Origin of the sequence: Brevibacillus laterosporus LMG 15441, from assembly GCF_000219535.2 — a bacterium.
GTDB classification, from domain to species: Bacteria; Bacillota; Bacilli; order Brevibacillales; family Brevibacillaceae; genus Brevibacillus_B; species Brevibacillus_B halotolerans.
This window is the reverse complement of record NZ_CP007806.1, coordinates 1,918,161-1,943,918: the sequence shown is the minus strand read 5'-3', so window position 1 is coordinate 1,943,918 and position 25,758 is coordinate 1,918,161. Positions and strand designations below refer to the sequence as shown.

Sequence of the window (25,758 nt, the reverse complement as noted above, 5' to 3'; positions counted from 1 at the left end):
GGTTTGTACCAAGTATATGGAGACAAGACCTATGATATACCCCAATCTTAATCGGGTCCTAGTCGTTTCCAGCAGATTCCTTTCCGCGAAACAATTGAGCCATATCCTCATCCTGCTGATCAAATGAAAAATCAACTGGCGGTTCTGGTAAATCTGCAATTCCTTTCAAGCCAAAATACTCTAGAAAATCTTTGGTAGTGCCATATAAAATCGGTCGTCCGATCCCCTCTGCACGTCCCATTTCTTTAATTAAAAGCTTTGATGTCAGGGTATGTAACGCTTTTTCGCATTTAACTCCACGAATCTCCTCTACCTCAGAGCGAGTGATCGGCTGGCGATACGCGATGATAGCTAAGGTTTCCAATGCCGCTTGCGATAAAGACGAGTGGGTAGGGGAAGTAGCCAGCTTTTCAAAATACATCATGTGTTCAGGCAAGGTAGTCAATTGATAAGCTTTCGCCACTTCCACAAGCTGAATGCCTCTTTTCGATCGGTAAAAGTCCGCCTTCATATCTTCGAGTAGGTCAACGACAACCTCCTCAGAAACCTCAATGATTTCCGCAATCTGCTTTGCATCTATCCCCTCATCACCGGAGATAAATAAAAGTCCCTCTATCACCGATTTTAATTTATCATAATCCATGTTCCGTTTCTCCCTTTCCTTCACTGATCAAGATGTCCGTAAATAATTGATTTTGAACACACGTGATAGCCTTTCCCTTCATCAATTCCAGTAAGGCAAGGAACGTTGTTACAATCTCAGTGCGAGTAACATTTGTGATAAACAATTGAGAGAAGCGAACATGCCCTCCTCCAACCTTAATGAGCTGACGAATCTCTTTCATCCGATCCTTTATGGATATTTCATCCCGTGAAACTTTGGCTACAGGCTCTTTTGTTTGCAATCTAGCAAACAATTTTTCTAACGCGTGAAGCATGTCAAATAGGGTTACGTTGGCAACTCCGGGCTCTTCCTCACGCACATATGGTGTTAAGTCTTCAGCCGGTCGAGTAAATACCTGACTACGCCCCGTCTCCATTTCGCGCAGTTGTTCGGCCACACGCTTGAATTTTTTATATTCCAATAAGCGTTGTACCAATTCATCGCGAGGATCTTCCTCTTCACCATAATCATCGTGCAATGGCTCAAAATGTAACTCCTCTTTTTTCGGAAGCAGCGTTTTGCTTTTGATGGCCAATAGAGTAGCAGCCATGACTACGAACTCACTAGCTACATCCAATTGAAGCTCACGCATCGTATGAATGGTATCCAAATACTGTTCGGTAATCACAGCTATGGGTATATCATAGATATCTACCTCTGCCTTGTCGATCAAATGCAAAAGCAAATCGAGCGGCCCTTCAAACGAATCCAATTTAATACTATATGACAACGCTAATCCCGCCTTACTTCATTGCAATCATGTTATAAAAAAAGCTGAATAACCACATACCGAGTCGTGCTTTCAATCCAAGACCATACGATGTTGAGCGGTACGCTAAGCAATCCTCGCAACGGTGGCAAGAATACGATTAACAATAGCAGCCATGGTCCATATAGATCTAGTTTATCAAAGAATCCACTGCATTTTTGAGGCAAAATGTAACGAAGGATTTTAGAACCATCTAATGGAGCTATAGGAAGCATGTTAAACACTAACATAGCGCAGTTAATCACAATACAGTACTGCAAGGTTAAGGAAACTGCTTCTATCCCTTTGGCAGGCCACGAAGCCATCAAATCTACCCAGAATGGGGTCTGAATATAAAACCATAAAAACGAAAAGAAAAATGCTAATACTAGATTTATGAACGGTCCTGCTGCTGCAACATACACAATTCCTAAGCGTTTATTCCCTCTAAAATTATATGGATTAAACGGAACAGGTCTAGCCCATCCAAATGGTCCAAACAAAATCATCAGGAGTCCGAATGGATCTAGATGCGGAATTGGATTAAGTGTTAAACGCCCCTCATTTTTCGCTGTGTTATCACCTAATCGATAGGCAATAAACGCATGTGCCCATTCATGCATGGAAAAGGCAATCACGAACGCAATAACCCGGAATGGGAGCGTGTTTAGGTCAAAGTGAAATAAGCCCATGGAGCCCTCCTTCATTATCTCTCTCTTGCACATTCCTTTATCGCAGGTCGCTTGTGCAAAAATACACTATTTCATTAGAATAACAGCCTTCAGAGAATGACACAAGTCGCAAGCAGTTTCAATCAAAATTATTGAGAATTTCATTCCGCTTTATCTTGTTGGTCATTAGCCATCGCTTCTGTTTGAGAATCGTCTTCCTTTGCAGATTCACAAGAAGTGCTTTCTTCGTTTTTTTCTTCTAGCTCCGCTTGTGCTGATGCACTGGCCTCCTGCCTTTTTACCTTTTGATTATTCTCATCATGAGCCTCTAATTCTTTAAGTGCACGCTTGTATTTTTCTATGCGAGCCAAATCATCCTCCGTAGGCTCAGCTATTCGAGTTAAATCCAAATTATCCTTGATATCGGCAATCTTTACAGCACGCGCCAATTGATTTTGTTTCACCCTTGTAATATAGCTGTCATATTCCTCTTTTGGATTTTTCGTAAGAATCATAACAGCCTCCACAACTTCCTTTGGAAATCCTGCTACTCGCAAATCATCTACAGTGACATCAGTATCCTCTAATACATCATGTAAAACAGCAACGGCTCTCGCTTCGTCCGAAGGCATGTACATCATAACGCGCAAGGGATGTAGTATATAAGGCTGTCCCCCTTTATCTTGTTGATTGGCATGTGCTTTTGTTGCTAATAGAACAGCTTCTACAGCCATATTCATGTGTAACTCCTCCTAAATACCTTCTTTATTAGATGAAATCCATGATTACAAAAATCATGCCTATTTCTTGTATTTCTACCCAAAACAGCCGTATTTGGCTGTATTCGGCATTATATTGTCGCAATTGTAGGGATAGGTTAAGTCAGCTTCGCTCAGACCATGAGAAGCTATATTATCAAGAGAGGTCGCCATTTCCCATGTTTTACCAAAGAATGAAATAACGATATACTAATTACCAATCTAACAATAAAGGAGTTGGGAAGACCCCATGGCACTAACGAGTACAGACCGTAGGAAATTAATGCTAGAGAACGACCTACACTCCCTCATCATGTTGGAGAATTCGCAAGGTCTAAACACTTATGAAAGCATCCTTCTAAAAAAACTAATTAAAGAATACCACGAGATGAATTACGAGTGCACCAAATAAGAGATGAATACCGATGATTGCGATACATCTGACCAAAAAAGAGGGGTACTGTCCCTCTCTTTTTTGCTGTATGCATTTCTATTTTTACTAGAAATATTTGAGCATAAATTCATAACTTTCCATTTTTTGGATTTATGTTATGATAGAATCGAGATTATTATAGGAGGAATGTTCTATGAAAAAAGCACTACTATTCTTTCTGTTCGTAACGATGCTAGCTGTTCCTTTCCAACAAACCTCTGCACATCCAGGTCGTACAGACAAAAACGGAGGGCATACCTGCCGCACCAACTGTGAAAAGTGGGGCCTTTTCTATGGAGAATATCATTACCATAATGGTGGTAGCTCCAGTTCAACCAAAGGTACATCTCCTACCAAAGCTAAAGCACCTAGTAAAAGCACTGCTCCCACCGCGAAACCTGCTGGAAAAGCCCCGGTCGTACAGAAGAAAACCATCGTTGCAGTCGATCAAGCACCTGTCTATAGTGCTCCAGCAACCTCTGCTACTGTATCTACAACCCTCTGGTATGGCTATGAGGTAAAGGATAAAGGCGGTTCAGCTCAGTTTGCCTCCCTAGAGCAAGGCTATCTCTCTAAAACACTGCTAACTCAATACACTGTGATTAGTCCTAAAAAAGTAAGCATCCAAGCTGATAAAGGTTATTTCTATGCAACACCATCAACTAAAAGTAAAGCCCGTGGTTCTGCCCCGCTGCATGCTGAGGTGTCCGTTGTCGGAGAAAATCAGACTTGGTACTATGGTTCTAGTAAGGACTCAAATGGCAACGTGGTTGTCGGTTTTATCTCCAAAAATGTAGCTTACTAATGTCTGCTATAAATTTAACCCAAGTATGCCTTGATGCCTAATGATGAACCCTGTTGTCTACTACATACGTTTTCTGATTTGGTAAAGTAAGAGACTCACTTTCTGCTTAAGGCAGTAAAAAGTGAGTCTCTTTGCTCGCTTACCAAACTACCGCATCATCTGCTCAAACGCTAACTGGGCTCTTCATTTGCCCCGCATCCATCTTAATCACCTTATCTGCCATGTGGAAGTATTGATCATCATGTGTAATGGCAATAATACATTTTCCTTTTTGCTTCATGTCTGGCAATAATACTTGGTAGAAAAAGCGCCGATATTCAGGATCTTGGTCAGCAGCCCACTCATCAAAAAGGCAAATGGGCCGATCTTCAAGATAGGTAATCAAAAGAGCAAGACGTTTCTTTTGTCCTGTTGAAAGCTTGGTTGTACTGAAAACCCCATTTTCTACTTTCACCTTATCCTGTAGCTCTAAGACCTCTAAATAACGCTCAATCTCTTTTTCATTTTGCATAAAATCAATCCCATAAAGGCGATCAAACAAGTGGAAATCGCCAAAAATGGCAGAGTAATATTGATTCAATTGAGCATGTGTCACCTTGCTGCCATTGATGGAAATTTCCCCTTTTACCGGGGCGTACAGACCGGTTAGTAGCTTCGCCAGCGTCGACTTCCCACTGCCATTTCCGCCTGTAATAAAAATAATTTCTCCAGACGCAAATTCAAAATTAATCGGTCCAACGCTAAAGCCTCGCTCCTCTTGAGCTTCATAATCGTATGAAACATCCGTTACCACCATCCGAATGGGTTGCTTGATGCTCTCTGACAATATCACCTTATCTTGCTCTTTGTCCTTGGCTAAAGCCAGTTCTTGAATCATGTTAGTGATACGTTTCCAGCTAATACGAATCATCACAATTTGCGGGAGTCCATTTAATAAACCATTGACAGGACCGGTCATATACAAGAAAACAAAAACATAGTTCCGCAGCATTTCAACATCCATTTGTTTAAATATCTCAGGAAAGATGAATACGACACAACCGATGACGATAATAAACAGTAATTCTCCAATAATGAATACGTTGGCAAATTTAAGATCGCCCTCAGCACGCTTGTCCCGATATTCCGCGCAGCTTTCCTGAACGGCAAGATGAAATTCTTCACGTTTCCTTCTATGCAAGGTCAGTTCTTTACTTCCACTAGTCATATCGCTGATGAATTTGAAGAAAACATTCTGAATATCACGTGTTTTCTCCCACAGTTTATTTGCCTTCTCCCCAATCAGATAGTAGATCGCTGCAACAAGCCCGATGATCAGAGCGGAAAGTACGAATGCATAAAAATTCATGACTCCTAGATAAATAAAGCAACACACTAACGTGATTAGATTCGTCACACAAGTGATAATAATATTGATTGCTCGACTAATAACCTCTGTATCATTGTTTAGTGTTGCCTGAATACGGCCTTGCTCTATTTGTTCTAAGCTGCTAAAGCTAGTTTGAAGTAATTTATCAACCAATTCCATCCGTTTTTCATAAACTAATTGATTGGTTAATGTCACAAGACGTGAACGAAGTACCTTTTGACTTACAACATACATAAAAATCCCGATGATAAAATAAAACAATAAACCGTTAACTAGATTATTCGTTCTTACAAAGGCTTCATTTACAATGAAGATAATAAAGGCGTTACCAAAACCACTAACAATGCTTAGAACCATCAAGGAAAAATAAATGTTTTCCTGTTTTTTTTTAGAAAATAAAAGAAGTAATGAATAACATATATAGAGAACAAATGCTAATGTAACTCCATATATAGCCAGCATAATTGTCTCTGGAATCCACACTTTAATAAATGGCCACGTTAATTCCATAAACAGTAGGTTCGGCAAATAAAAAATGGTTAACGAAAATATGCATAACAACAACAAATGGAACAGTAGACCAACAATTACCTTCTTTTTTGTCACTTGAAGCTTTCGTTGCTTTTTCCCTATTTCAAGAAAAATACGGCCTAGTAAAAAAAGAATGGCTAAACAAACTGGAGCAACTACACAAATAATGGAAAACGCTAACTGGTCCAGTTTTTTATTCAGGTCGGAATGAATGGGAGGCACCTCTTTATCGAGAAGCATATTCATGATTCCCTGCCCGATATTAACTGTATAGGTACTGTTCATATTGGCTAATACAGCCACTCCGATTTGTTCAGTTGGACGAATGACAATAAACGAGCTAAACGTTGGATTACTTCCGGAATGGGAAATCTCACCATCTCCACTTTGATAAACCTCCCAGCCCGCCGCATATGATGACCCATTGCTGCTAGGTTTTACCTTACGATCTGGCTCATGAGATGCTTTTATTAGATCAGGCTTAAAACTACCTGTGCTAGCTGCTCCGATTTGGATTTTCATCCACCGAGCTATATCTACTCCATTGCTTATGAGATAGCCTGCTGGCGTATTTCCCCGGAAACTAGGCGGATTGTATTGTTGAGGCTCTGTGAACCCTATCTTGTAGCCTGTTGCCTTTTGAGTCTGATCGACGTTTTGCTCACCAACATATGTATGTGAAAGCTCAAGAGCATGTAAGATATTTTGCTTGATATAGGTTTCAAAAGATTGTTTCGTAACCTTTTCTATTACCAATCCTAACACATCGTAATTGATAGTCGCATATTCATACCTTGTACCTGGTTCACGATTCAATTCCTGTGAAAGCAATGTTCGCACCGTTTTTTCAAGTGCATCCTCTTCATTACCTTCAGGGAGAAAACCTATCGATTTGAACGGAACTCCACTCGTATGATAAAGGAATTGTCTGATTGTAATAGGTTGAATCTTCCCTTTATAGGAAAGATTCAACCAAGGGAGATACTTTGTTACCGGGTCATTCAAATCAAGCAGCCCTTTATCAGCTAATTCTAAGACGGCAAGACCAGTGAAAGCCTTGCTATTTGATCCCAGTTCAAACAATGTTTCATTTGTAACAGGCTTGTTGCTCAATATATCTGCATAGCCAAAGCCCTTCTGATATATGGTTTTGTCTTTTTCCACGATGATGACCTGTAGACCAGGAATTTCAGCCGTATTCATTTGCTTTGTAATGAACGATTCAATCTGCTCTAAGCTTTGGGGTGATAGAGAAAGAGTAGCTGCACTGATTTGAGTAACTGGATACACGAAGAGAATAAAGGCAAGCACCCATGTCAGAAAAATGGGGAAGCTTAACAATTTTTTCATGTTCATCTGTTTCGTTTCCTTTCTTATGCGAATAAATCATCAAGATCATCTTGTGTGAGAGTAACAGTAGTAAAATCAGAAGGGGTAAAATCTCGTATCTCTTCTGACTGGCAGCAATGCTTGAGAATATCGTTTGTGCTAGTGGTGATATTATCCAGAAATTCTTTCATGGCTACTCGCTGATAGTTGCTTTGACTGTAGGTAAGAGCAACATGTAATTTTTTCTCTTTGATCATGGCATTAATTTCTATGAGGTATGTCATTGGATTTTGTAAGGAGATATCCGTTCCCGTATCCTCATGTGCTAACGTAAGGTACTGGTTGTCCATTTGATTGTCCACTTCGCCTAAAAAGTTAAAACGAATTCGCTTATCTGAGGGCTGGGTAAGTGTACCTGTCAAATAAGAGAGAACTCCAAAGTCGATCCCTTTATTAGGCACAGTTCTGATCTGTTCCTTGATATCTTTCATTACCTGAGCAATATCCCCCTGAGGAAGTTGCAATCTGACGGGATACATAGACGTAAACCATCCAATGGTACGCGATACATCGATATCAGAAAACAACTGTTCTCGTCCATGCCCTTCCATCTCAAGCACTATGTCAGTTTCATTCATCGCAGATTTGATTGCTAAGCATACTCCCATGATGATGAGCTCATGAGCATGGGTTTGATATGCTCTGTTGGCGTTGCGTAGCAATTGCTCCGTTGACTCTATGCTAAACTCAGCATGAAGTGTTTCCGTATTTTGCAAGGATTCCTTGGTTTCGTTTTTTGTTTCATTTTGCAATACCGGAGCCCCGATTGCTTCCTTCCAGTATTGCTCATAGTGTAATGCTCCTGTTTTACTATAAGCATCCAGCTCCTCCGCCCATTTTTGAAACGAATGCGTTTTTGCTGGTAAATGTAAATCACGTCCTTCTTCTATACAGCCGAAAAGCAGCCCCATATCTTCTAATAAAATCCGCCACGAAACCCCATCTACTACTAAATGATGTGCCGTGAGTAACAACCTTGTCTGCCCTTCATCTAACAAGAACAATACTGCCTTAAGCAATAATCCCCCTTCTAGATCTAGACTGCTTTTCACCTGCTCACCCGTTTGCTTCATTTTTTCGAGCTGTTTATCAATAGGCATTCCCATTAAATTAACTGTTTGAACATCCACTGGGTGAGCTAAATGCTGCTCATTATAGTAGAGGACTTCTGCCTTCCCATCATAGTTCAGTCGTAACGTATCGTGATGATGGACAATTTTTGTGAGTACGTTACTTATTTGTTCCGTTGAAAATGTCTTTTTTAGTTGAAGCAGAACAGATTGATTCCAATGCTCGGGTTTACTTAGATTCTGTGAGAAAAACCATGCGGTGATTGGTGTCGGCTTAATTGTACCGCTCATCACAGTTTGTGGAGCCACAGGCTGTTGGTTCAATTCAATTGCTGCTGCAAGCTCATGTATCACTGGGAAAGTCATAATATCTTTCACGGTTGCACCCAGATTCATCTGGTTTAACTTACTAACAACCTGTATCGCTTTTATTGAATCTCCACCAAGAAAATAAAAATTAGAATCTACGGTAATTTCATGTGTCTGTAGCACTTCTTTCATGATTTTCATTACTATTTCTTCTGTATCGTTTGCCGGTTTATCGCCCACTTGATTAGCGCGACTTGTAGCAAGCGGATCAGGAAGCTGATTGCGATCAATTTTTCCATTTGAGGTTAATGGAAATGTATCAACCGTAACGAAATAGCTTGGAATCATATAAGAAGGGAGCTTGCTTGCTAGCTTTACACGCATCTCAACGATAGAAATATTCTCATCTGCAATCATATAGGCACACAGGTATTTGTGCCCGTTCTCCTCTAATCGATCAATGACCACAGCTTCCTTAACAGATGCGAAACTAGTTAAGCAGTTCTCAATTTCCCCTAATTCAATCCGATATCCTTTTAGCTTTACCTGATGATCAATTCTTCCTGCATACTCTATATCTTGTGAAGGTAGCATTCTGGCAAGGTCACCCGTCTTGTACAGACGATATCCCTGCTTAAACGGATTGTCTAAGAAACGATCCTTCGTTAAATCCTCTCTAGCCAAATATCCTCTAGCAACTCCATCACCAGAAATATACAACTCTCCTGTAACACCATCAGGTACAGGCTGTAAATCATCATTGAGCAGGTAGATTTGTACGTTATGAATTGGACGACCAATTGGCACAGAACCCATCCGATCTATCTGCGGATTATATTCATAGATCATGCAGCCCACTACCGTTTCTGTCGGACCATACTCATTGTAAATGCAGATATCTCCGCTGAAGCTTTCATAGGTTTTAGCGGCAAGTGTTGCCTTCAGGTCTTCTCCACCAACGATAAGCCGCTTGATTACGGAATTGTGATTATCCCTGCTGCTAATTAAAGCAAGATGTGCTGGTGTGAGTTTAAGAATATTGACACGATTCTCGCGAAGAATTGTATCTAGCACAAATTCAGAGTCATTCTCGACATATACAATCACCTGATTTCCATTTAAAAGCGGAGCAAAAATAGAAGTAACGGTTAAATCAAATGCTAAGGAAGAATAGAGAGCAAAGGTTTCATCCTGAGTTTGTATGTACTTTTGTTTTGCCCAATGGATGTAGTTGACCAAGCCTCTATGTTCAATTAATGTCCCCTTTGGTTTTCCTGTAGAGCCAGAAGTATAAATCGCATACACCAAGTCACTTGCTTGATTAAGGGTTGTAAGGTTTTGCGATTCTGAAGAATAGCTTGCTGGATCATCCAGACGAATAATCGCTCCCTTGAAGCCTTCAAGATGTACATCTTCATTTGATAGTAAAAGCTTGGCCTGACTATCCTGCAAAATATATGAAACACGATCAAGCGGAAAATCAGGATCGATCGGCACGTATGCCCCTCCTGCTTTTAATACCGCCCAGATGCCCACAATCATTTCATACGAATGCCTCATATAAATGCCAACCAATTGATCTGGCCCTACACCTTTTGCACGAAGGGTGCGTGCTAATCTGTTGGCTTGTTCATTTAGTTGAAAATAGGTGTAGGTGTTTTGTTGAAAACATACAGCCACACGATCAGGCGTTAACGCTACCTGTTCCTCAAAAAGCTGATGGATCAGCTTATCTTTTGGATAAAACGCATCTGTTTGATTTCGACCATACAAATGCTCATGTTTTTCTTGAGGACTTAAAAGAGAAACCTCCTTGATCGACTTGTCTGGTTGTTCTAAGAACTGTTCAAGCATGTACATCAGCCGATTGTGAATTTCTTCTATTTTTTCATTGGTATAATCACTGGTTTTGTAATCGTAGAATAAGGTAATTTTGCTCTCACTTGACCATTCTTTTATTACTAGCTGCAATGAATAAGCCTGATACCCACTATAAAACTCCAGATTATCTAAGCGAATCCCTTCCAGCTCATTAACTAGTCTTGTTCCATAATAATTCACACAAACTTGGAAGAGGCTATCATAGCCTTTTTTCTTCAGCTCCAAGTCACTAATCAACAGATCATACGGATATTTTTGATGAAAAAAATTACTTAGTATTTCATTATGAATCCGTTTAGATAAGCCTACTAATGTTTCCGTATCCTCTAGCACCATGCGAAATGGCATGGTGCTTGTAAACATTCCAAAGATATTTTTTTCTTTATTTCCCGAACGATTAAGTACGGGGATACCGAGTATTTGATCATGATTTTGTTGCGTTTTGTACTGATAGAGTAAGACGAGCATGATAAACAGGGAATTTAGCGATAGCTTGTGACTAGTAGCAAACGTATTTATACGAGCTGACAGGTCTTTATCAAGCTCAATACTCCTTCTCTTTCCTTCTACCTGATCTGAGCTTTTATTCAAAAAGCTGTCAGGGAGTGAATGGAATTTCTCATTCCAATATTTCTTATTCTTTTCAAAACGTGAGGAAGTTAAATACTTGTCCTCTTGTTGCAAAAAATCTAAGTATGAGGATTCAACCTCTTCTGCTAAATCGTGACCATTTTTTACTTTTTGATAAATACTGCTGATTTGATTTGTCATAATATTGATAGACCAGCCATCAGCAATAATATGATGTAACTTAACAAAATATCCAGTATATTTCTCATGAGCTCGAAAAGTAGCAAAAGAAAACAACGGACGATCAACTAGCACAAAGGGCTTTTTAAACTCTGTCTCAGCCCATTTCAGTGCCTCTTCTTCAGCATGCTCCGAATGACTAAAATCGTAGAAAGGCACTTCAACATCATCCAGTTCTACCTTGTATTGACTTACATTACCCTCATTTTCATGCATGTGAAGCCTTAACCCATCATGCTTTCTTATAAAAATCTTGATAGCCTCAGTAAGGCAAGCAATATCAACAGAGCCATTCATTTGAACGATTCCCCCGATATTGTACATGGAGGTGTGAGGATATGTTTTTTCTATGTACCAGATTCGTTTTTGCGGATGCGAAAGCGGAAAGTATTCATACGTAACGGTCAAAATAATCACCCTCACTTTCAGTATTTATAAATCTCTACTACTAAATCGCTACTGCTTTCCAAATCCATTTTCCACAGGATAAGTAGAATCCCATCAGCGATAAAAAAGATGTCAGTCAATCTCAATTGGTGAGACTCTTCTATCTCAGATCATCAGCTCGTTAAGGATTTTAGCCATCTGCTGAACATGCGGCATTTCAAGCATCGTGTAATGATCCCCTGAAAAATATGCTGACTTTATCTGTCCCGTAGTAAATGGCTTCCAACGTGTCACCTCTTTACTCGTGGTAACCTGATGCCGTATCGATTCATCTGAAGCAAGAAATAGGTGCAGATCAGTGTCAATCTGCCCAGAAAGCCGATATTTGTGAATAGCCAATCCGTTCGTTGCATGAATGCGTAGTTTAGACAGTAACTCTGGTCGATACTCCTCGTCGGGAAACAGTTTTTGTTTGCATGCCTCTTCCCAGCAAAATCTCATTTTTTCTTCTTCCGCTACTGCTGCCAAATCCTCCTGATTTATCCCATTTAGAAGCGCAAATAAAATGACAGCGTCTAATTCTTTATAACTCTGGTCTATCGAAATGCGCTCCCTATCCAGCAGCGGTAGACAGTCAATCATAGCCAGTAATTCGACCTGTTCTCCCTGCTGCTCTAATTGTTTAGTCATTTCATAAGCAACCAGGCCTCCAAAGGACCAACCAACTAGCTGAATAGGCATTGTTGGCGCGATTCGTCGAATAGAAGCGATATAGTGAGCAGCCATTTCTTCAACTGTTGACAGAGCATCCGCTTCCCCCTCATAACCAACAGCTTGAATACCATAAACGCTACAGTCACACTCTAATTCACGCGCTAAATGTGAGAATGTAATAACTCCTCCTCCTTGGCCGTGAATCAAGAATAGTGGAGGGACCTTACTACTTCCTTTTTTAAGCAGAATAACATTCTTGTCTAGGACAGCCTCTCGCTTCTGTAAATGATCACATAAGCCTGCTATAGTCGGGGCCTTAAATAAATCGGACAAAGGCAGGCTGAGCCCAAAGCGTTGCGTAATCTGGTTAGCCAGAACAAACGCTTTAAGTGAATGACCTCCTAGCATAAAGAAATTGTCCATAATCCCAATCGGTGTAACTTCTAAAACTTCCTCCCACAACCGTACCATTTGTTCTTCAAAGCTGTTTCGTGGCGCCAAGTAGCTCTGTTCATTTCTAGGCACGTTCCCATTTGGTTCAGGCAAGCTTTTGCGATCGATTTTACCATTGGGGGTTAGTTTGAATTCATCTACTGCAATAAAAAAGCTAGGGATCATATAATCAGGTAAAAAATCAGCAAGCCATTGGTGTAGAATCTGTGTAGCATCTGGAGCTGAAGTCCAATCATTATTTTGAAAGACGACATAAGCACACAAATATGGAATTTCATAAGAATCTGTTCTAGTCATAACCAGTGCCGCTTTAACCTCTGGATGACGCAGCAGAAGAGTTTCAATTTCACCCAGTTCAACCCGGTAACCTCGAATTTTCACCTGATGATCGATTCTACCCAAAAACTCCAAATTCCCCCCCTCTGACCATTTTGCTTTGTCTCCTGTTCGGTACATCAAAGTATTAGAATCAAAGGGGTTCGCTATAAACCGTTCTTCTGTCAGCTTTGGCTGATTCAGATATCCGAGGGATAGCCCCTCTCCTGCAATCCACAGTTCACCAGTCACACCTTTTGGAAGTAGGTGAAGCTCAGAATCTAGAATATAAACCTGCATGTTGCCTATCGGTTTACCAATGGATACATATTTGCCTGTTATCTCGCTTTTTTCATAGCGGAAAGCAGTACAGCAAATGGTAGCCTCACTTGGTCCATAGCCATTGACGATACGCATATTAGGATGAAGTGACAGGTATCGTGCCAATACCTCATCCTTAATTGGTTCTACACCAACAAGCATTTTATGTAAGGCATATTGATCAGGTGATGCAAGGATCGTCTCATACAATTGGTTAAGCAGAGCTGGTGGTATGTAAGCTAACGTTACCTTTTCTTCTCGAATTGTTGTTGCAAGAAGAGCAACATCAAATTTCTGTCCATTAAAAAGAACAAGTGTTGCACCATTTATCAATGCCTGAAAAATTTCAAAGCAGCTAACGTCAAACGAGATATCTGTAGAGATGAGTACACGATCTAAATAACTAATTTCATCTAAGAATTCTTTATTCATGGCAGTGACGAAATGATGTAAGGCTCTGTGCTGAATCATGACCCCTTTTGGTTTTCCCGTTGAACCAGACGTGTAAATGATATAAACAAGATCATCTGCTTTCGCAAGCCTTGTGATATCTTCAACATTTTCGTCTAATGCTACTTCCTCTACACGAATCCATTCACCCTCAAAGCGTAACTCTGGCAGTGGATATTGATTGGTTACTACCAAGCCAACTTTACTATCTTCTAGCATGTATTCAATTCGTTCTGTGGGATAATTCGTAGATATAGGTACGTAAACACCGCCCGCCTTTAAAATAGCTAAAATGCTGATAATCAGTTCGGGACTACGATCCATCATGACACCAATTGGTTGATTGCGCTTCATCCCTTTTAAGAGCAGATGCTTAGCAAGTCGGTTAGCTGCTTGATTCAGCTCTTGATATGACAGTTCGTTCCCATCCGAAACAACCGCAACGTGATCAGGATGCAAATTCACCTGACACTCAATCAAATCCATGATAGTTAGTTCTTTGTCATAAGAAATCGCCATTTGGTGATTGATGGCTAACAATTCGTTTTTTTCTTCTTCACATAGGACTTCTATTTCGCCGATGGTTATCTTAGGTCTTATTGAAACTTTTTCCATCACTGTTATAAAATGTTTCAACATCTGCTTCGCTGATTCCTTCTTCCAGAGATCAGTGGAAAATTCCCAGGAAATCTGTAATTGATCCTCATCTTCTACAGCGACAACCGTAATATCAAATTTAGCAACTTCATGATCTTTCATGATTGGTCTGATTGTAATTCCATCTAATTCAACAGTCTGTTTCTCATAGTTCTGAAGCGTTAGCATCGTATCAAATAATGGATTTCGTCCCATATCTCTAGATAGCGCAAGATTTTCTACCAATTCATCTAAAGAGTAATCCTGATGGTTAAACGCCTGAATGGTTTGTTGCTTTACTTCTTCTAAGAAACTGGTAAATGTTTTACTTGTTACGGGTTTATTTCGAATTGCTAATGTATTAACGAACATGCCGATTACAGATTCCAGATCGCTGACATTTCGCCCAGCCACTGCCGTACCAACCACAATATCTTCCTGATTGCTATATTTAGCGAGTACAATGTTGTATGCAGCCAGTAGAAACATGTAAAGGGTCGCTCCGTTTTTTTGACAGAGCTGTTTCATCGCTTCAAATTGTTTTCCCGATAACGTAGCAGTTACGATATCTCCCTTAAAAGTCTGGATTTTTGGGCGTATAAAGTCTGTTGGCAGGTTTAGAACGGGCAGCTCATCAGAAAATTGCGTTAGCCAAAATTGTTTTTGTTGCTTATATTCTTCTGATTGTTCCCACTTTTGCTGCCACATCGCATAATCTTTGTATTGAATCCGTAATGGTGGCAAATTCTGGTCTCGATAAGCCTTTTCAAGCTCAGCCATTAGTATGCTTATGGAGATGCCATCCGAAATAATGTGATGCATATCAACAATCAAAAGATACTCATCATTAGATAGCGATACTACCCCTGCACGAAATAAGGGTGCCACTTCTAAATTGAAAGGCTGAAAGAATGACTCAATCACCTGCTTTTCTTCTACTTTTGTTTTTGTTTGAAATGATAGAGAAAAGTTGATGTTAGAATGAACACGTTGCATCGGTACATGATCAATCACATGAAACGATGTACGCAATGCTTCATGACGGTCGATCAGCGTTTGAAACGCCTGCTCTAGCTTTCTTAGATGTAAATTCCCGGAAAACCGCCAGATCGTAGGCATATTGTAAGCTGTCTCTACGCCCTCAAATTGATGTAATAAAAATAAACGTCGTTGCATAGAAGAAAGTGGATAAAAGTCGCTTCTCTGTGAAATCTCAATTTGCCTTTCAACTCTTTGTTCTGACTGCTCAATCATTACAATCTGATCGCGAACGGTTGAATACAGAAAAATATCATTCAATGTGACATGAATCCCATATTTTTTACCGATTTTATGGGCTAATTTAATAGCGGTTAGTGAATGTCCACCCAGTTGAAAGAAGTTATCCGTTACCCCTATAGACTCTCTTTTTAAAATATCTTTCCATACGAATACCAATTGCTTTTCCATCTCACTGCTTGGAGCTATGTAGGAATGCTGATCAAGCTTACATTCATCTGGTTTAGGTAAAGCATGACGATTGATTTTACCATTTGATGTAAGAGGAACCTTTTCTATTCGGATAAAAAGCATAGGAATCATATATTCAGGCACTTTCTGTTGTAGAAATTGACGCAGCTCACTTTGTCCTACTTCTTCATCAGAAAGATAATAACTGTATAGCTCATTTTCGTTTTGATCATTAGGAAATGCTAGTACAAATGCTTCGTGGATGGACGGATGAGTGATTATATGCTTTTCAATCTCTCCTACTTCAATCCGATAGCCTCGGATTTTTACCTGCTGATCCATTCGGCCTAAAAACTCAACCTTCCCTGTCTCATCCCACCGTGCCAAATCTCCCGTTTTATATAGTCGTTCACCTAAATGAAAGGGGTGATCAATAAATTTTTCTCTTGTTAAAGTAGGCTGACCGATATAACCGCGTGCAAGTCCTTTTCCTGCGATGCACAATTCACCAGGTACTCCTATAGGAACAAGCTGCAAATCCTGATTGACAATCAAAACCTCCGCTTGAGATATTGGTTTACCGATAGTCGGACGTTTTTCAAATCTCTGCCATTCATCAAAGTTAATCTGTCCAGCCAACGTACCGATTGTAGTTTCTGTTGGACCGTAGTGATTCATGACAGCTACATGAGGAAAGTAACTATGAAATGTCTGAACATCAATAGGCTGAATCGGCTCTCCTCCTGTCACTACTAGACGTAAAGCGGGCAAATAAGACGTATGTACATCGTCGACAGCTTGTACTAGCAATGAAAATAGAGATGGAGTAAGTTTGATAAAACTGATCTGTTCCTTATTTATATAATTCAACAAGCTGTCAGGATGCAGATATGTATCTTTAGGTACAATATGTAAGGTACATCCAGTAAGCAATGCTGGAAAAAGACTTGTATATCCTAAATCAAATGCATAAGAAGATAAGAGCATTGTACTGTCGTCTTTGGTAATGCTAGCCTGCTTACTAAACCAAGTTACGTAATTAATTAAGTTCCGATGTTCTACCATTACACCCTTTGGATTGCCGGTCGTACCTGAAGTATAGATGACATATAACAGATGTGCCGGTGTCTGACTTGGTGCAAGATTATTGGTCTCACCTACATATAACTCATCCTCATCTAGGTTTATTCTTTCTCCGTCAAATGCTAAATCGCTTCCTCCTGTCTTTTGTGTCAAGAACAAGCGCGCTTGACTATCGGCAAGGATATAGCTTATACGCTCGGAAGGATTTTCAGGGTCAATTGGAAGATAGGCACCCCCCGCCTTGAGAATACCTAATATTCCGATGATCATCTCTAAGGAACGCTCCACCATCAGAGCAATTACCTCGTCCTTTTCTATCCCTTTATCTCGTAAGTGCCGTGCCAATTGATTTGCTTTTTCGTTTAGCTGTCGATAGGTTATCTTTTGTTCATGATAGACTACAGCTACTTTATCCGGATAACGTTCAGCTTTTTTCTCAAATACTTGATGAACCAATTGATCTGTTGAATAAGATTCAAGTGTTTGAGAAAAAGAAGTAAGCTGAGCTTTTTCTGCCTCATTCATTAGCTCGATCTCGCTGATGGTAATATTTACGTCTGTGACGATTGCACGCAGTATATTTATGTAATGAGAAAAAAATCGTTCTAATGTCCGTAACTCATAAACTGCCTGATCATAATGAAGTGTTACCTGAAGCGAGTGATCAGATTTTGAAAAAAGTAAGAGAAGGTCTATCTCCTGAGCCATTACAAAATCTCGGTCGTGTATCCTGTCAAGAGCTACAGCTAGCTTGATAAAGGAAGAGGCAGAACCCTGTGGATTTATATCCAATTTTTCATAAATATGATGAAGCGGATAATCCTGATTTTTGTAAGACTCCGCAAGAGACTGCTTTACATCCCTAATAAATTGCTTGGAGATTAGATGTGGGGCCGGATTCGAGACGATCGGAACTAGCTTGTTTGATGGTGAAAGATTTGGTGCGCCTACGCAAATTTCTGTTTGCTGGGTATATTTATGTAGCCAGATTTTTGCTGTTGCTAACAAAAAGGTATACAAAAGCAAATCAGAGTTTTTACAAACCTGCATGAGCCTGTCCGTTATTTCTTGTTCAATAGTTACTTGAAATGAAGCCTTACATTTGGTTTGACCGACGTAAGGATAGTCCGCGGGGACCATAGAAGGGACGAACTCATCGCCAAGCTTAGACAGCCAAAATTGTTCCTGTTCCATCACCCTATTGTTAAAGACTACCATGATCGTTATGAGCCACCTTCCCAAATCGTAAATTAGATTGTGAATTTTTGTAGTAAGCACGGTTCATCTTGTAAAACATCTTGCCTCTCCTCAAAGATAATCCCTTCCTCCTCATACAATCGATGCCAGAATGAAATCGCTGGTTTGTTATTAATCATCTGCACGACCATATAGTTCCCAGGATTGTCTGTAAAACATTGCTTTAATGCCTTTCTAGCGAACCCTTTTCTCCGGTAATAAGTAAGAATAAACAGCTCATTCACATAAAAATCTGTACCCGTTGGGGCAAATGGTGGTCGATTGAGCAGCAGAAAGCCGACGATATCCTCCGCAGATTTAATGAGATATGGCTGTAGAGCCTCCCTTTCCCAGTAAAGGTCCAGATTCTCATATACAAATCTGCCTTGCCGATCGACTGTAAGATTATTGGTGTAGGCCGATAAATCATGTAAATATAGAGGCATGAGATTGAAAATAATATTTTTATCTCTTGATGAAACGGGACATATTGAAATAAGCGAATTTTGATTTTCCTTCAAACTCTCCCAACACCTTTCTAAACAATCCTACTGACACATTCATCCATGAATCGCTTTCGCCAGATGCAAAACGTACCTTGAACAACCATAATTTTTCCCTTCTAAATAAAAACCAAATTTCAAAAATTCTAAACAAAATGCTTTTATTCTAAAAAATACCTTTTTTCGTACTAGTAATTTGTTGTTTTACTATAATTTAACTTCAAATTGGATAATCCTGCAAGCATTATGTTAAATTATACTAAAAAAATAATTAGATAATTGTATATTTATTAAAACTTCCCTCTTTTCCCTCGGTATATTTTTTATCCATTTATTCATTCAAAAACAAAAAAACAACCCCGTCCACTGCGGGACTGGAATTGTTTTTTTGAAATGATTATTCTGTAGTCTGGGGAGCTAAGCTAGTGTTTTTCTTTTTTATAAACGAAATTACATATCCAATCAGCGCACCCACGATTCCTGGGACAACCCACCCAAGTCCTTTTTCATGTAGCGGCAAATAACTCAGCACACGGTCAACAGCTAGAGAATGAATTCCAACCTGACCCAATGCATCAGCAACACTAACAATTCCAACAAGCAGCATGCTGCATGTGTAAACAATGGAATCGCCTTTTAGTAGGTCATTCGTAAAGGACAATACAATTAAAGCAATAGCTAACGGATAGATGGCAGACAAGATCGGCACAGAAATTGATAAAATTCCACTTAAGCCCATGTTAGCAAAGAACATACTAGTTAGTGCAAGTATACTCACCCACATCTTGTATGAAACTCTCGGTACAAGCGATGTAAAGTATTGACTGCATGAAGTGATAAGTCCAACCGATGTAGTTAGGCATGCCAACGAAAATACAAGACCCAATAGTATTACCCCAGGTTTACCAAATAAATATAACACCACATTCGTTAACGTTTGGGCTCCATTCTCGGTCACTCCAAACATAGAGGTGCTAGCCGCTCCTAGGTAACCAAGTAGAACATAGATCGAAACTAGAATCGCCCCAGCAATTAATCCTGCATAGACTGTAGTTGCAATCAACGATTTTTTCTCTTTAATTCCCTTTTGCTTCAGAGTTACTGAAATGACAATTCCAAAATTAAGTGCCGCAATTGTATCCATTGTTAAATACCCATCCAAAAACCCATTGAAATACGGTGTTTGTATATAACTTTCAATTGGACTAGTAAAAAACCCCAGCGGCTTGAATAAGCTATAAATGAAAATACCTGTAAGTAAAATCAATAACGATGGCGTTAGCACTTTACCAAATCGATCAGAGAGCTTAGCTGGATTTAAACAAAGCCAAAAAGCAATCGAAAAGTACACTAGTGTATAGAGAAAGAGCACCCAGCTAGTTTGTTGCCATTCTACTGGTAAAAAAGGAGCCACTCCCATTTCAAAGGCTAAGCTTCCATTACGCGGAATACCTAGGAAAGGACCAATTGATAAATAGATAAGAAGAGTGAAGATAAAAGCAAAAACAGGATGTACTCGTTTGGCCAAATTATGCAAACCATCAGATTTTGCTACGGCAACAACTCCCAAGATAGGTAGTCCAACAGCAGAGATGATAAAGCCGCTCATTGCTTGCCAAAAGTTAGTTCCCGCTGACTGTCCTAAGAAAGGGGGAAAGATTAAATTTCCTGCTCCAAAAAATAAAGAAAACATCATAAAGCTTACTAACAGTAAATCTTTTCTTGATAGCCTCTGCATATTAATTCTCCTCACTATGATTCATTTTCTAGATGAACTGGATCGATTCTGACGGTAACTTGAATCTCAATTTCCATTGTGCACCCTCCTGCCTAAATATAAGTTTACAGCCCTGAATACTAGGAATTAAAAGTGCTACGATCCAAAAAATGGCTTGTACTCTGCTTTCAAATACAACGGGCCCCTTAATGAAATGATGTATTTTGGTAATCAACTTTGAAATGAAAAGACTGTCCAGCTCAACTCCTTCTTTTATTTACAATAAAAAACACCTCAGCAACCAAGCAAGTGTTTCATCTAAAACACCTTACTTTGGTTACTGAGGCGAAGATATACGCGGTACCACTCAGCTTTCTGTCTTCTCGCGAAAAACAGACTCTGCAAGTCTATAAGGACTCTCATCAGATAACGGTGATTTTCCGTTGCTCCCTACTCTGACAATTGGCAGATGTCCTTTCAGGAACAAAGCTCTAAGGTGATATTCAAAAAAGGTGTAATGACCATCCTTTCAGCCATGGGACAGCTCTCTGCACATTAATCCTTTCCCTACTTCTCCTCATCAATGCTTTTTATTTATGAAATTAAAATGAAAAACTCTCGTCTCCACAATCAACTTACATTTTGATTGCAGAGACGAGAGTTTCGCGGTACCACTCAGCTTTCCGCCTTCCTCACGAAAAGCAGACACTTATCAAGTCTAAAACATAGACTTGGCTCCTTTTAACGGTGGACATTCCGTTGTTACCTACTCGATACATTCATCGTTCGTTAACAAAGCTCCGAGGTGATATTCAAAGGGAAACAACGACCATCCTTTCAGCACTATGGGACGGCTCTCTATCATTCTTTCTTATCTTCTACTTGTCCTCATCACAACTTTTACATTTGTTTGATTTGTTAGTATTATAGTAATCTTTAAAGGTTACTGTCAATCATTTTTTAAGAAATTATTTTATATAATAAAAATTCATCAGATAGCAATAAAACATATTTTATTTTTCGAATATTTGTAATATATTGTCTTTGTAAACAAAATTATGTTAGGAGTTGAAGTTTTTGAAAAAAGCTAACCTAGCCACAACCATGATTTGTCTTCTTAGCCTCCCCCTTTCGTCATTTTCCGCATTTGCCGCAGCAGATGACTTCAGAGAATGGAAAGGCACAAATGGAAAAAGCGTTGGGGTTGTACATGAGGAAACAAGTACCATTTCTGATTCTAAAATCAATGAAATGATTGAAAGAGCTAAGGAATCCATTTCCCAGGAAAAAAAGAACAAAAAAAACAGCTTACGGGCTGAGGCATTAGATACTACATACAGCTATATTGCCTTTGAGGACGGAGTATCTTATGTATATGAAGAAGCCTCTTCCGCAAATCCTGAATTAATTATCCTTGATTCAGATAACCAAAAAGCAGAGGCCTTCTCCTCTAAACAAACTCAATTACAAGGGATAGCATCTGATTTTATAGCAGATGGCGTTGGGGGAAAGCAAGAAATCACGCAAAGTGGAACCTATTTAAGTACAAAGCTTACCCTCCCGCAAGATTCGATGGTTGATAAAAAAGTGGCAGCATACAATTATGGTGGTTTTTTCTATCTGGCAAATACAAGCGGAGTAATCGGTTCATGGGTAGCGGATATGGGATTAAGCTACTATACCAATGTTGGTCAATCGCAAACAGAGACCGGCTGGAAACCTATTATCATCGTAAAGCAAAAAACGTCTGCCACTGCTTGGACAGCCTATAAAAGCGATATTTTCGATCCAAACTACAAAGAAGGACAGTATCGAAATGCATATAAGTCAGGTTCCGATGTAAACCTCTATTTGTGGTATAACTACAATGGAAAAGTTCGTTTGAAACTGGACGGTACCACAATTTGCAGCGAGCGGACATGCACTACACCTGGCGATACAAAAACCATCACCATCATTGAATCTGCAGACAAATTGAATATACCTCAAATCTCGAATTGGAAGCTACTTTCTACTGTGGTATCCAATGATAATACGGGGAAAAATCGAGCCATCTATTCAAATATTAAAGTCGATGGCACCCCTGTTCCTAACAATAAATTTTCAATCCCTCAGGAGGATCACGCAAAAGTAACCCGCGACAACAATAACACTGTAACCATTGATGTTGATTCTGATATCTATAAGTATTAGGGCAGGATGTTCATAGTGGAATGGGAGGAAATCCCCCTATGTCGTATGTAACAAACACAGCAGGCTTTAGTCAGCTTAGCCTTTTATACTCGCTAGCTTATAGAAACCAATTGTAACACGTAGATAAACATCATTATTACTTAGATAGATAATGGGATCGAAACTACCTATTTTCCATATACATATGGAGACGGGTAGTTTCATTTTTCGAATATGTTTTCTGGTTTGCTCAATCAGCATCCTTTTTACCCTATATACTATTCCTATAGATAAAGAATAGAATGAAGACAATGATATGAAGTGAAACACCACTAATATAAATGAATATATAGAGTCCTCCTTTTTGGGAATAACATGGACTCTATATATTTTGCTCCTGCTGTCTTAAAATTAGAAAAACGGTGATTCGAAAAATTCATCACGGAAGAAAGGGGATTCAATAAATTCACGTCGGAAGAAAGGGGATTCCCGGAAGCCTCTCCGACCGTCAAACCTTCTGCCTCTGAAGCCCCCTCTAGGTGGATCTGGATCGACATCCCAATCTCTGTAATCCATAGGATGATCATATTTCCTATGCGTAGGGGGACAGCAGCATTCACAACATTCTCGCTTACGACGCCTCATTTTACATACCTCCTTTATGTCTTACCCTTTAAAGATATGCTGACCCTAATAATTGGGTTTGGATGTATACCTACTTTTGATAATAGAATAAGCCCTTTTTTGGGTTTGTCAGCTATTGAATCTATAAAGTTTAGGTATAGGCAGGTTGTTAGTAGAAACAGAGAATTTGTTGAATCAGGATTCCATTGTGTAACGATAATGTAATAAGGTACAGTTATATTTTTTATCAATGTAAGGAACCATGTTTGTAGACATAAATGGATACATCACCAGGTCATAGAAAGGCTGCTGGCTCTTTCTTACCAAATGTGACTTCTACTCCCAATTACTTGCCCTTATCCTTCATTAAAAGAGATTTCTTTTTTCTATTTTACAATTACAGAAAATTGACTTTTTTTAAATCATCCACTAATATATTAGTTAACTAACATATTAAAGGATGATCTGTTTGGATTTGTACACGCAAGTAAAACAAATTAATGAAGCCGATTATGCAATCAATCGATTGATTTACAAATATTACAAAAAACATCTGGCTAGTTCTATCACAACACAACAAGCTGTGCTGTTAGATATTGTCTATTATGCTAAAAAAATATCTGTAGGTGAAATTGCTTTAGAAATGAACGTTAGCTCTAGTGCAGTAAGTCAGCTTATCTCCAAAATGGAGAAAAATCAGTTAATCCATCGTACTATTAATCCAGATAATCGTCGTGAAATATTTATTACATTAGATAAAAAAGGTTGGGAATATTTCCACAAGCAGGAGTATGTAGAACGAGCTGTGGCTGATCGTTTATTTTCTAAATTGACGATTTCAGAGCTTAATGAATTGGAACGAATTACAAAAAAATTACAGGAAATCGCCATGAAAGAGTTCTTGTGATTTCCTTACGCCAAATATGTTAGATAACTAATATAATAAGGAGACTAAAATATGTACAATACTATTTATCCTACGTTACAAAAATTACAATTTAACGGTTCTCTTTATATAGAGACAAGAAATAACGAAAGCCTTAGCCTTACATTAGGTTATAAAGATTTAGATAATTACATCTCTATTACGGAACATACACTGTTCGATATTGCTTCTTTAAGTAAAATGTATACCGCCGTAATGATATTGCAATTAATAGAAACAAAAGCTATTAATCTTGAAGATAAACTGACGAAATGGTTTAACACGATTACCTATAAAAATGTAACTATTGAACAATTATTAACACATACATCAGGCATCCCAGAATATATAGGTAACCCTTCAGTAACAGTCATTGAAGAAATCTTACATACTAAAGAGCCATACTTCCCTGCGGGCTGCGGATCGTTTTATTCCAATACAAACTATGTATTATTAGCAAAAATCATTGAGGATGTAAGCAAACTTTCATATGAAGATTGTCTACATAAGATGATTGTAGCCCCTCTTCATCTTACACATACAACTACGAAACCAAGCGCTGAACAAATTGCTGTCGGAAGGCTTTTCGATTATACTAATCGGGAATATATTGCTGTAACAGACGATCCTATCTTGCATAAACATGAGGGCTTCTATGGTGATGGTGGCATTTACTCTACAGCAAAGGAAATTGCTCAGTTTTTAAAGGGATTTATTCAAGGAAAACTGGTATCCCCTGAATTGGTAAAAAGTGCTTTAACTCCTTCCTCTTTATCTAACAATTATGGCTACGGATTCGTAATTCAAGACGACTCTTTTGGTCACTCTGGTGGGGAGATCGGATACTCCGCCCACTGCTTATATTCTTTACCAAATGAAAAACTAATCATTCTTTTAACAAATGAAGAGATAAGCCCTATGTATGAACAACAAATATTATCATTTTTAACCTTTCCTCAAAACAAAGAAAAACCTATAGCACCAAAACACCCTACTATCATGGGCATAAACACGACAGATGGCATAGAAGGTACGTATCAGCTCACTGATGACTATCAAACATGCTTTACTGTCAGCCGTATTGTTGATCATCTTATTATCACTTTTGATGATCAACCTGCCACCCATTTGTTTAAAATTGAACCTAATCTCTATTGGATTAGAAATACAATGAGTTTTATCAATTTCCACGATATGGTCTTTATTGACGAAGGTATAGAAGTACCACTTAACAAACACCTGATAACGTCTTAAGGAAAATTTTTAGGAAGAGCTGTAACTTTACCTAAGAGACCCATCTTCTCGAAAAGAAAAGTCAGCCCTTAGAAATTCTAT

13 protein-coding genes and 2 other annotated features are annotated in these 25,758 nt (G+C 39.1%); of the genes, 4 read left to right on the top strand and 9 right to left on the bottom strand.

All coding sequences use genetic code 11. The features are described from left to right. Positions 1 to 58: 58 nt before the first annotated feature. The 4 genes from scpB to BRLA_RS08970 form a co-directional block, all read right to left on the bottom strand. Positions 59 to 643, bottom strand: coding sequence for an SMC-Scp complex subunit ScpB (scpB, locus tag BRLA_RS08985; RefSeq protein WP_003338468.1), 585 nt, complete (start codon positions 641 to 643; stop codon positions 59 to 61). Next, a complete protein-coding gene (locus BRLA_RS08980; protein ID WP_003338467.1) occupies positions 633 to 1,394 on the bottom strand; it encodes a segregation and condensation protein A in 762 nt (253 codons plus the stop codon). The genes scpB and BRLA_RS08980 overlap by 11 nt, the downstream gene beginning before the upstream one ends. Positions 1,395 to 1,426: 32 nt before the next feature. Beyond that, positions 1,427 to 2,104, bottom strand: coding sequence for a site-2 protease family protein (locus BRLA_RS08975; protein ID WP_003338466.1), 678 nt, complete (start codon positions 2,102 to 2,104; stop codon positions 1,427 to 1,429). A 140-nt stretch (positions 2,105 to 2,244) separates the two neighbouring features. After that, the gene (locus BRLA_RS08970; RefSeq protein ID WP_003338464.1) at positions 2,245 to 2,823 is read right to left on the bottom strand and encodes an HD domain-containing protein; all 579 of its coding nucleotides are present in this window, start codon (positions 2,821 to 2,823) and stop codon (positions 2,245 to 2,247) included. Positions 2,824 to 3,428: 605 nt separating this feature from the next. On the opposite strand from BRLA_RS08970, the gene BRLA_RS08965 reads away from it, so the two are divergent. Next, positions 3,429 to 4,079: a YHYH domain-containing protein gene (locus tag BRLA_RS08965; RefSeq protein ID WP_003338462.1), complete on the top strand. Its 651-nt coding sequence runs from the start codon at positions 3,429 to 3,431 to the stop codon at positions 4,077 to 4,079. Between the two features lie 163 nt (positions 4,080 to 4,242). On the opposite strand, the gene BRLA_RS08960 is transcribed toward BRLA_RS08965, so the two are convergent. From BRLA_RS08960 to brnQ, 5 genes are all read right to left on the bottom strand, one after another. After that, on the bottom strand, positions 4,243 to 7,335 hold the full coding sequence (locus tag BRLA_RS08960; RefSeq protein WP_236867832.1) for a cyclic peptide export ABC transporter: 3,093 nt from the start codon (positions 7,333 to 7,335) through the stop codon (positions 4,243 to 4,245). Between the two features lie 17 nt (positions 7,336 to 7,352). Then, a complete protein-coding gene (locus BRLA_RS08955) occupies positions 7,353 to 11,855 on the bottom strand; it encodes a non-ribosomal peptide synthetase (protein WP_119912739.1) in 4,503 nt (1,500 codons plus the stop codon). 135 nt (positions 11,856 to 11,990) lie between these two features. Beyond that, on the bottom strand, positions 11,991 to 18,464 hold the full coding sequence (locus tag BRLA_RS08950; protein WP_003338458.1) for an amino acid adenylation domain-containing protein: 6,474 nt from the start codon (positions 18,462 to 18,464) through the stop codon (positions 11,991 to 11,993). A gap of 32 nt (positions 18,465 to 18,496) precedes the next feature. Then, on the bottom strand, positions 18,497 to 19,003 hold the full coding sequence (locus BRLA_RS08945) for a GNAT family N-acetyltransferase (RefSeq protein WP_003338457.1): 507 nt from the start codon (positions 19,001 to 19,003) through the stop codon (positions 18,497 to 18,499). 379 nt (positions 19,004 to 19,382) lie between these two features. Continuing rightward, positions 19,383 to 20,723 (bottom strand): branched-chain amino acid transport system II carrier protein, encoded by a 1,341-nt coding sequence (gene brnQ, locus BRLA_RS08940; protein ID WP_003338456.1) that lies wholly within the window; start codon positions 20,721 to 20,723, stop codon positions 19,383 to 19,385. 317 nt (positions 20,724 to 21,040) lie between these two features. After that, positions 21,041 to 21,295, bottom strand: a binding site (T-box leader). 54 nt (positions 21,296 to 21,349) lie between these two features. Then, positions 21,350 to 21,606: a binding site (T-box leader), on the bottom strand. Between the two features lie 173 nt (positions 21,607 to 21,779). Between brnQ and BRLA_RS08935 the strand changes: the two genes are divergently transcribed. The 3 genes from BRLA_RS08935 (at position 21,780) to BRLA_RS08920 (ending at position 25,677) form a co-directional block, all read left to right on the top strand. Beyond that, entirely contained in the window at positions 21,780 to 22,895 is a 1,116-nt protein-coding gene (locus tag BRLA_RS08935; RefSeq protein ID WP_003338454.1) for a YrpD family protein, read from the top strand. 1,072 nt (positions 22,896 to 23,967) lie between these two features. After that, positions 23,968 to 24,405, top strand: coding sequence for a MarR family winged helix-turn-helix transcriptional regulator (locus BRLA_RS08925; RefSeq protein ID WP_022583927.1), 438 nt, complete (start codon positions 23,968 to 23,970; stop codon positions 24,403 to 24,405). A gap of 51 nt (positions 24,406 to 24,456) precedes the next feature. Then, a complete protein-coding gene (locus tag BRLA_RS08920; protein ID WP_003338451.1) occupies positions 24,457 to 25,677 on the top strand; it encodes a serine hydrolase domain-containing protein in 1,221 nt (406 codons plus the stop codon). Positions 25,678 to 25,758 lie beyond the last annotated feature (81 nt).

Coding starts and splice junctions, on each gene's coding strand:
- BRLA_RS08950 (WP_003338458.1), bottom strand. CDS start 18,464: ATGGTAGTCTTTAACAATAGGGTGATGGAACAGGAACAATTTTGGCTG.
- BRLA_RS08970 (WP_003338464.1), bottom strand. CDS start 2,823: ATGAATATGGCTGTAGAAGCTGTTCTATTAGCAACAAAAGCACATGCC.
- BRLA_RS08960 (WP_236867832.1), bottom strand. CDS start 7,335: ATGAACATGAAAAAATTGTTAAGCTTCCCCATTTTTCTGACATGGGTG.
- BRLA_RS08920 (WP_003338451.1), top strand. CDS start 24,457: ATGTACAATACTATTTATCCTACGTTACAAAAATTACAATTTAACGGT.
- BRLA_RS08965 (WP_003338462.1), top strand. CDS start 3,429: ATGAAAAAAGCACTACTATTCTTTCTGTTCGTAACGATGCTAGCTGTT.
- brnQ (WP_003338456.1), bottom strand. CDS start 20,723: ATGCAGAGGCTATCAAGAAAAGATTTACTGTTAGTAAGCTTTATGATG.
- BRLA_RS08975 (WP_003338466.1), bottom strand. CDS start 2,104: ATGGGCTTATTTCACTTTGACCTAAACACGCTCCCATTCCGGGTTATT.
- scpB (WP_003338468.1), bottom strand. CDS start 643: ATGGATTATGATAAATTAAAATCGGTGATAGAGGGACTTTTATTTATC.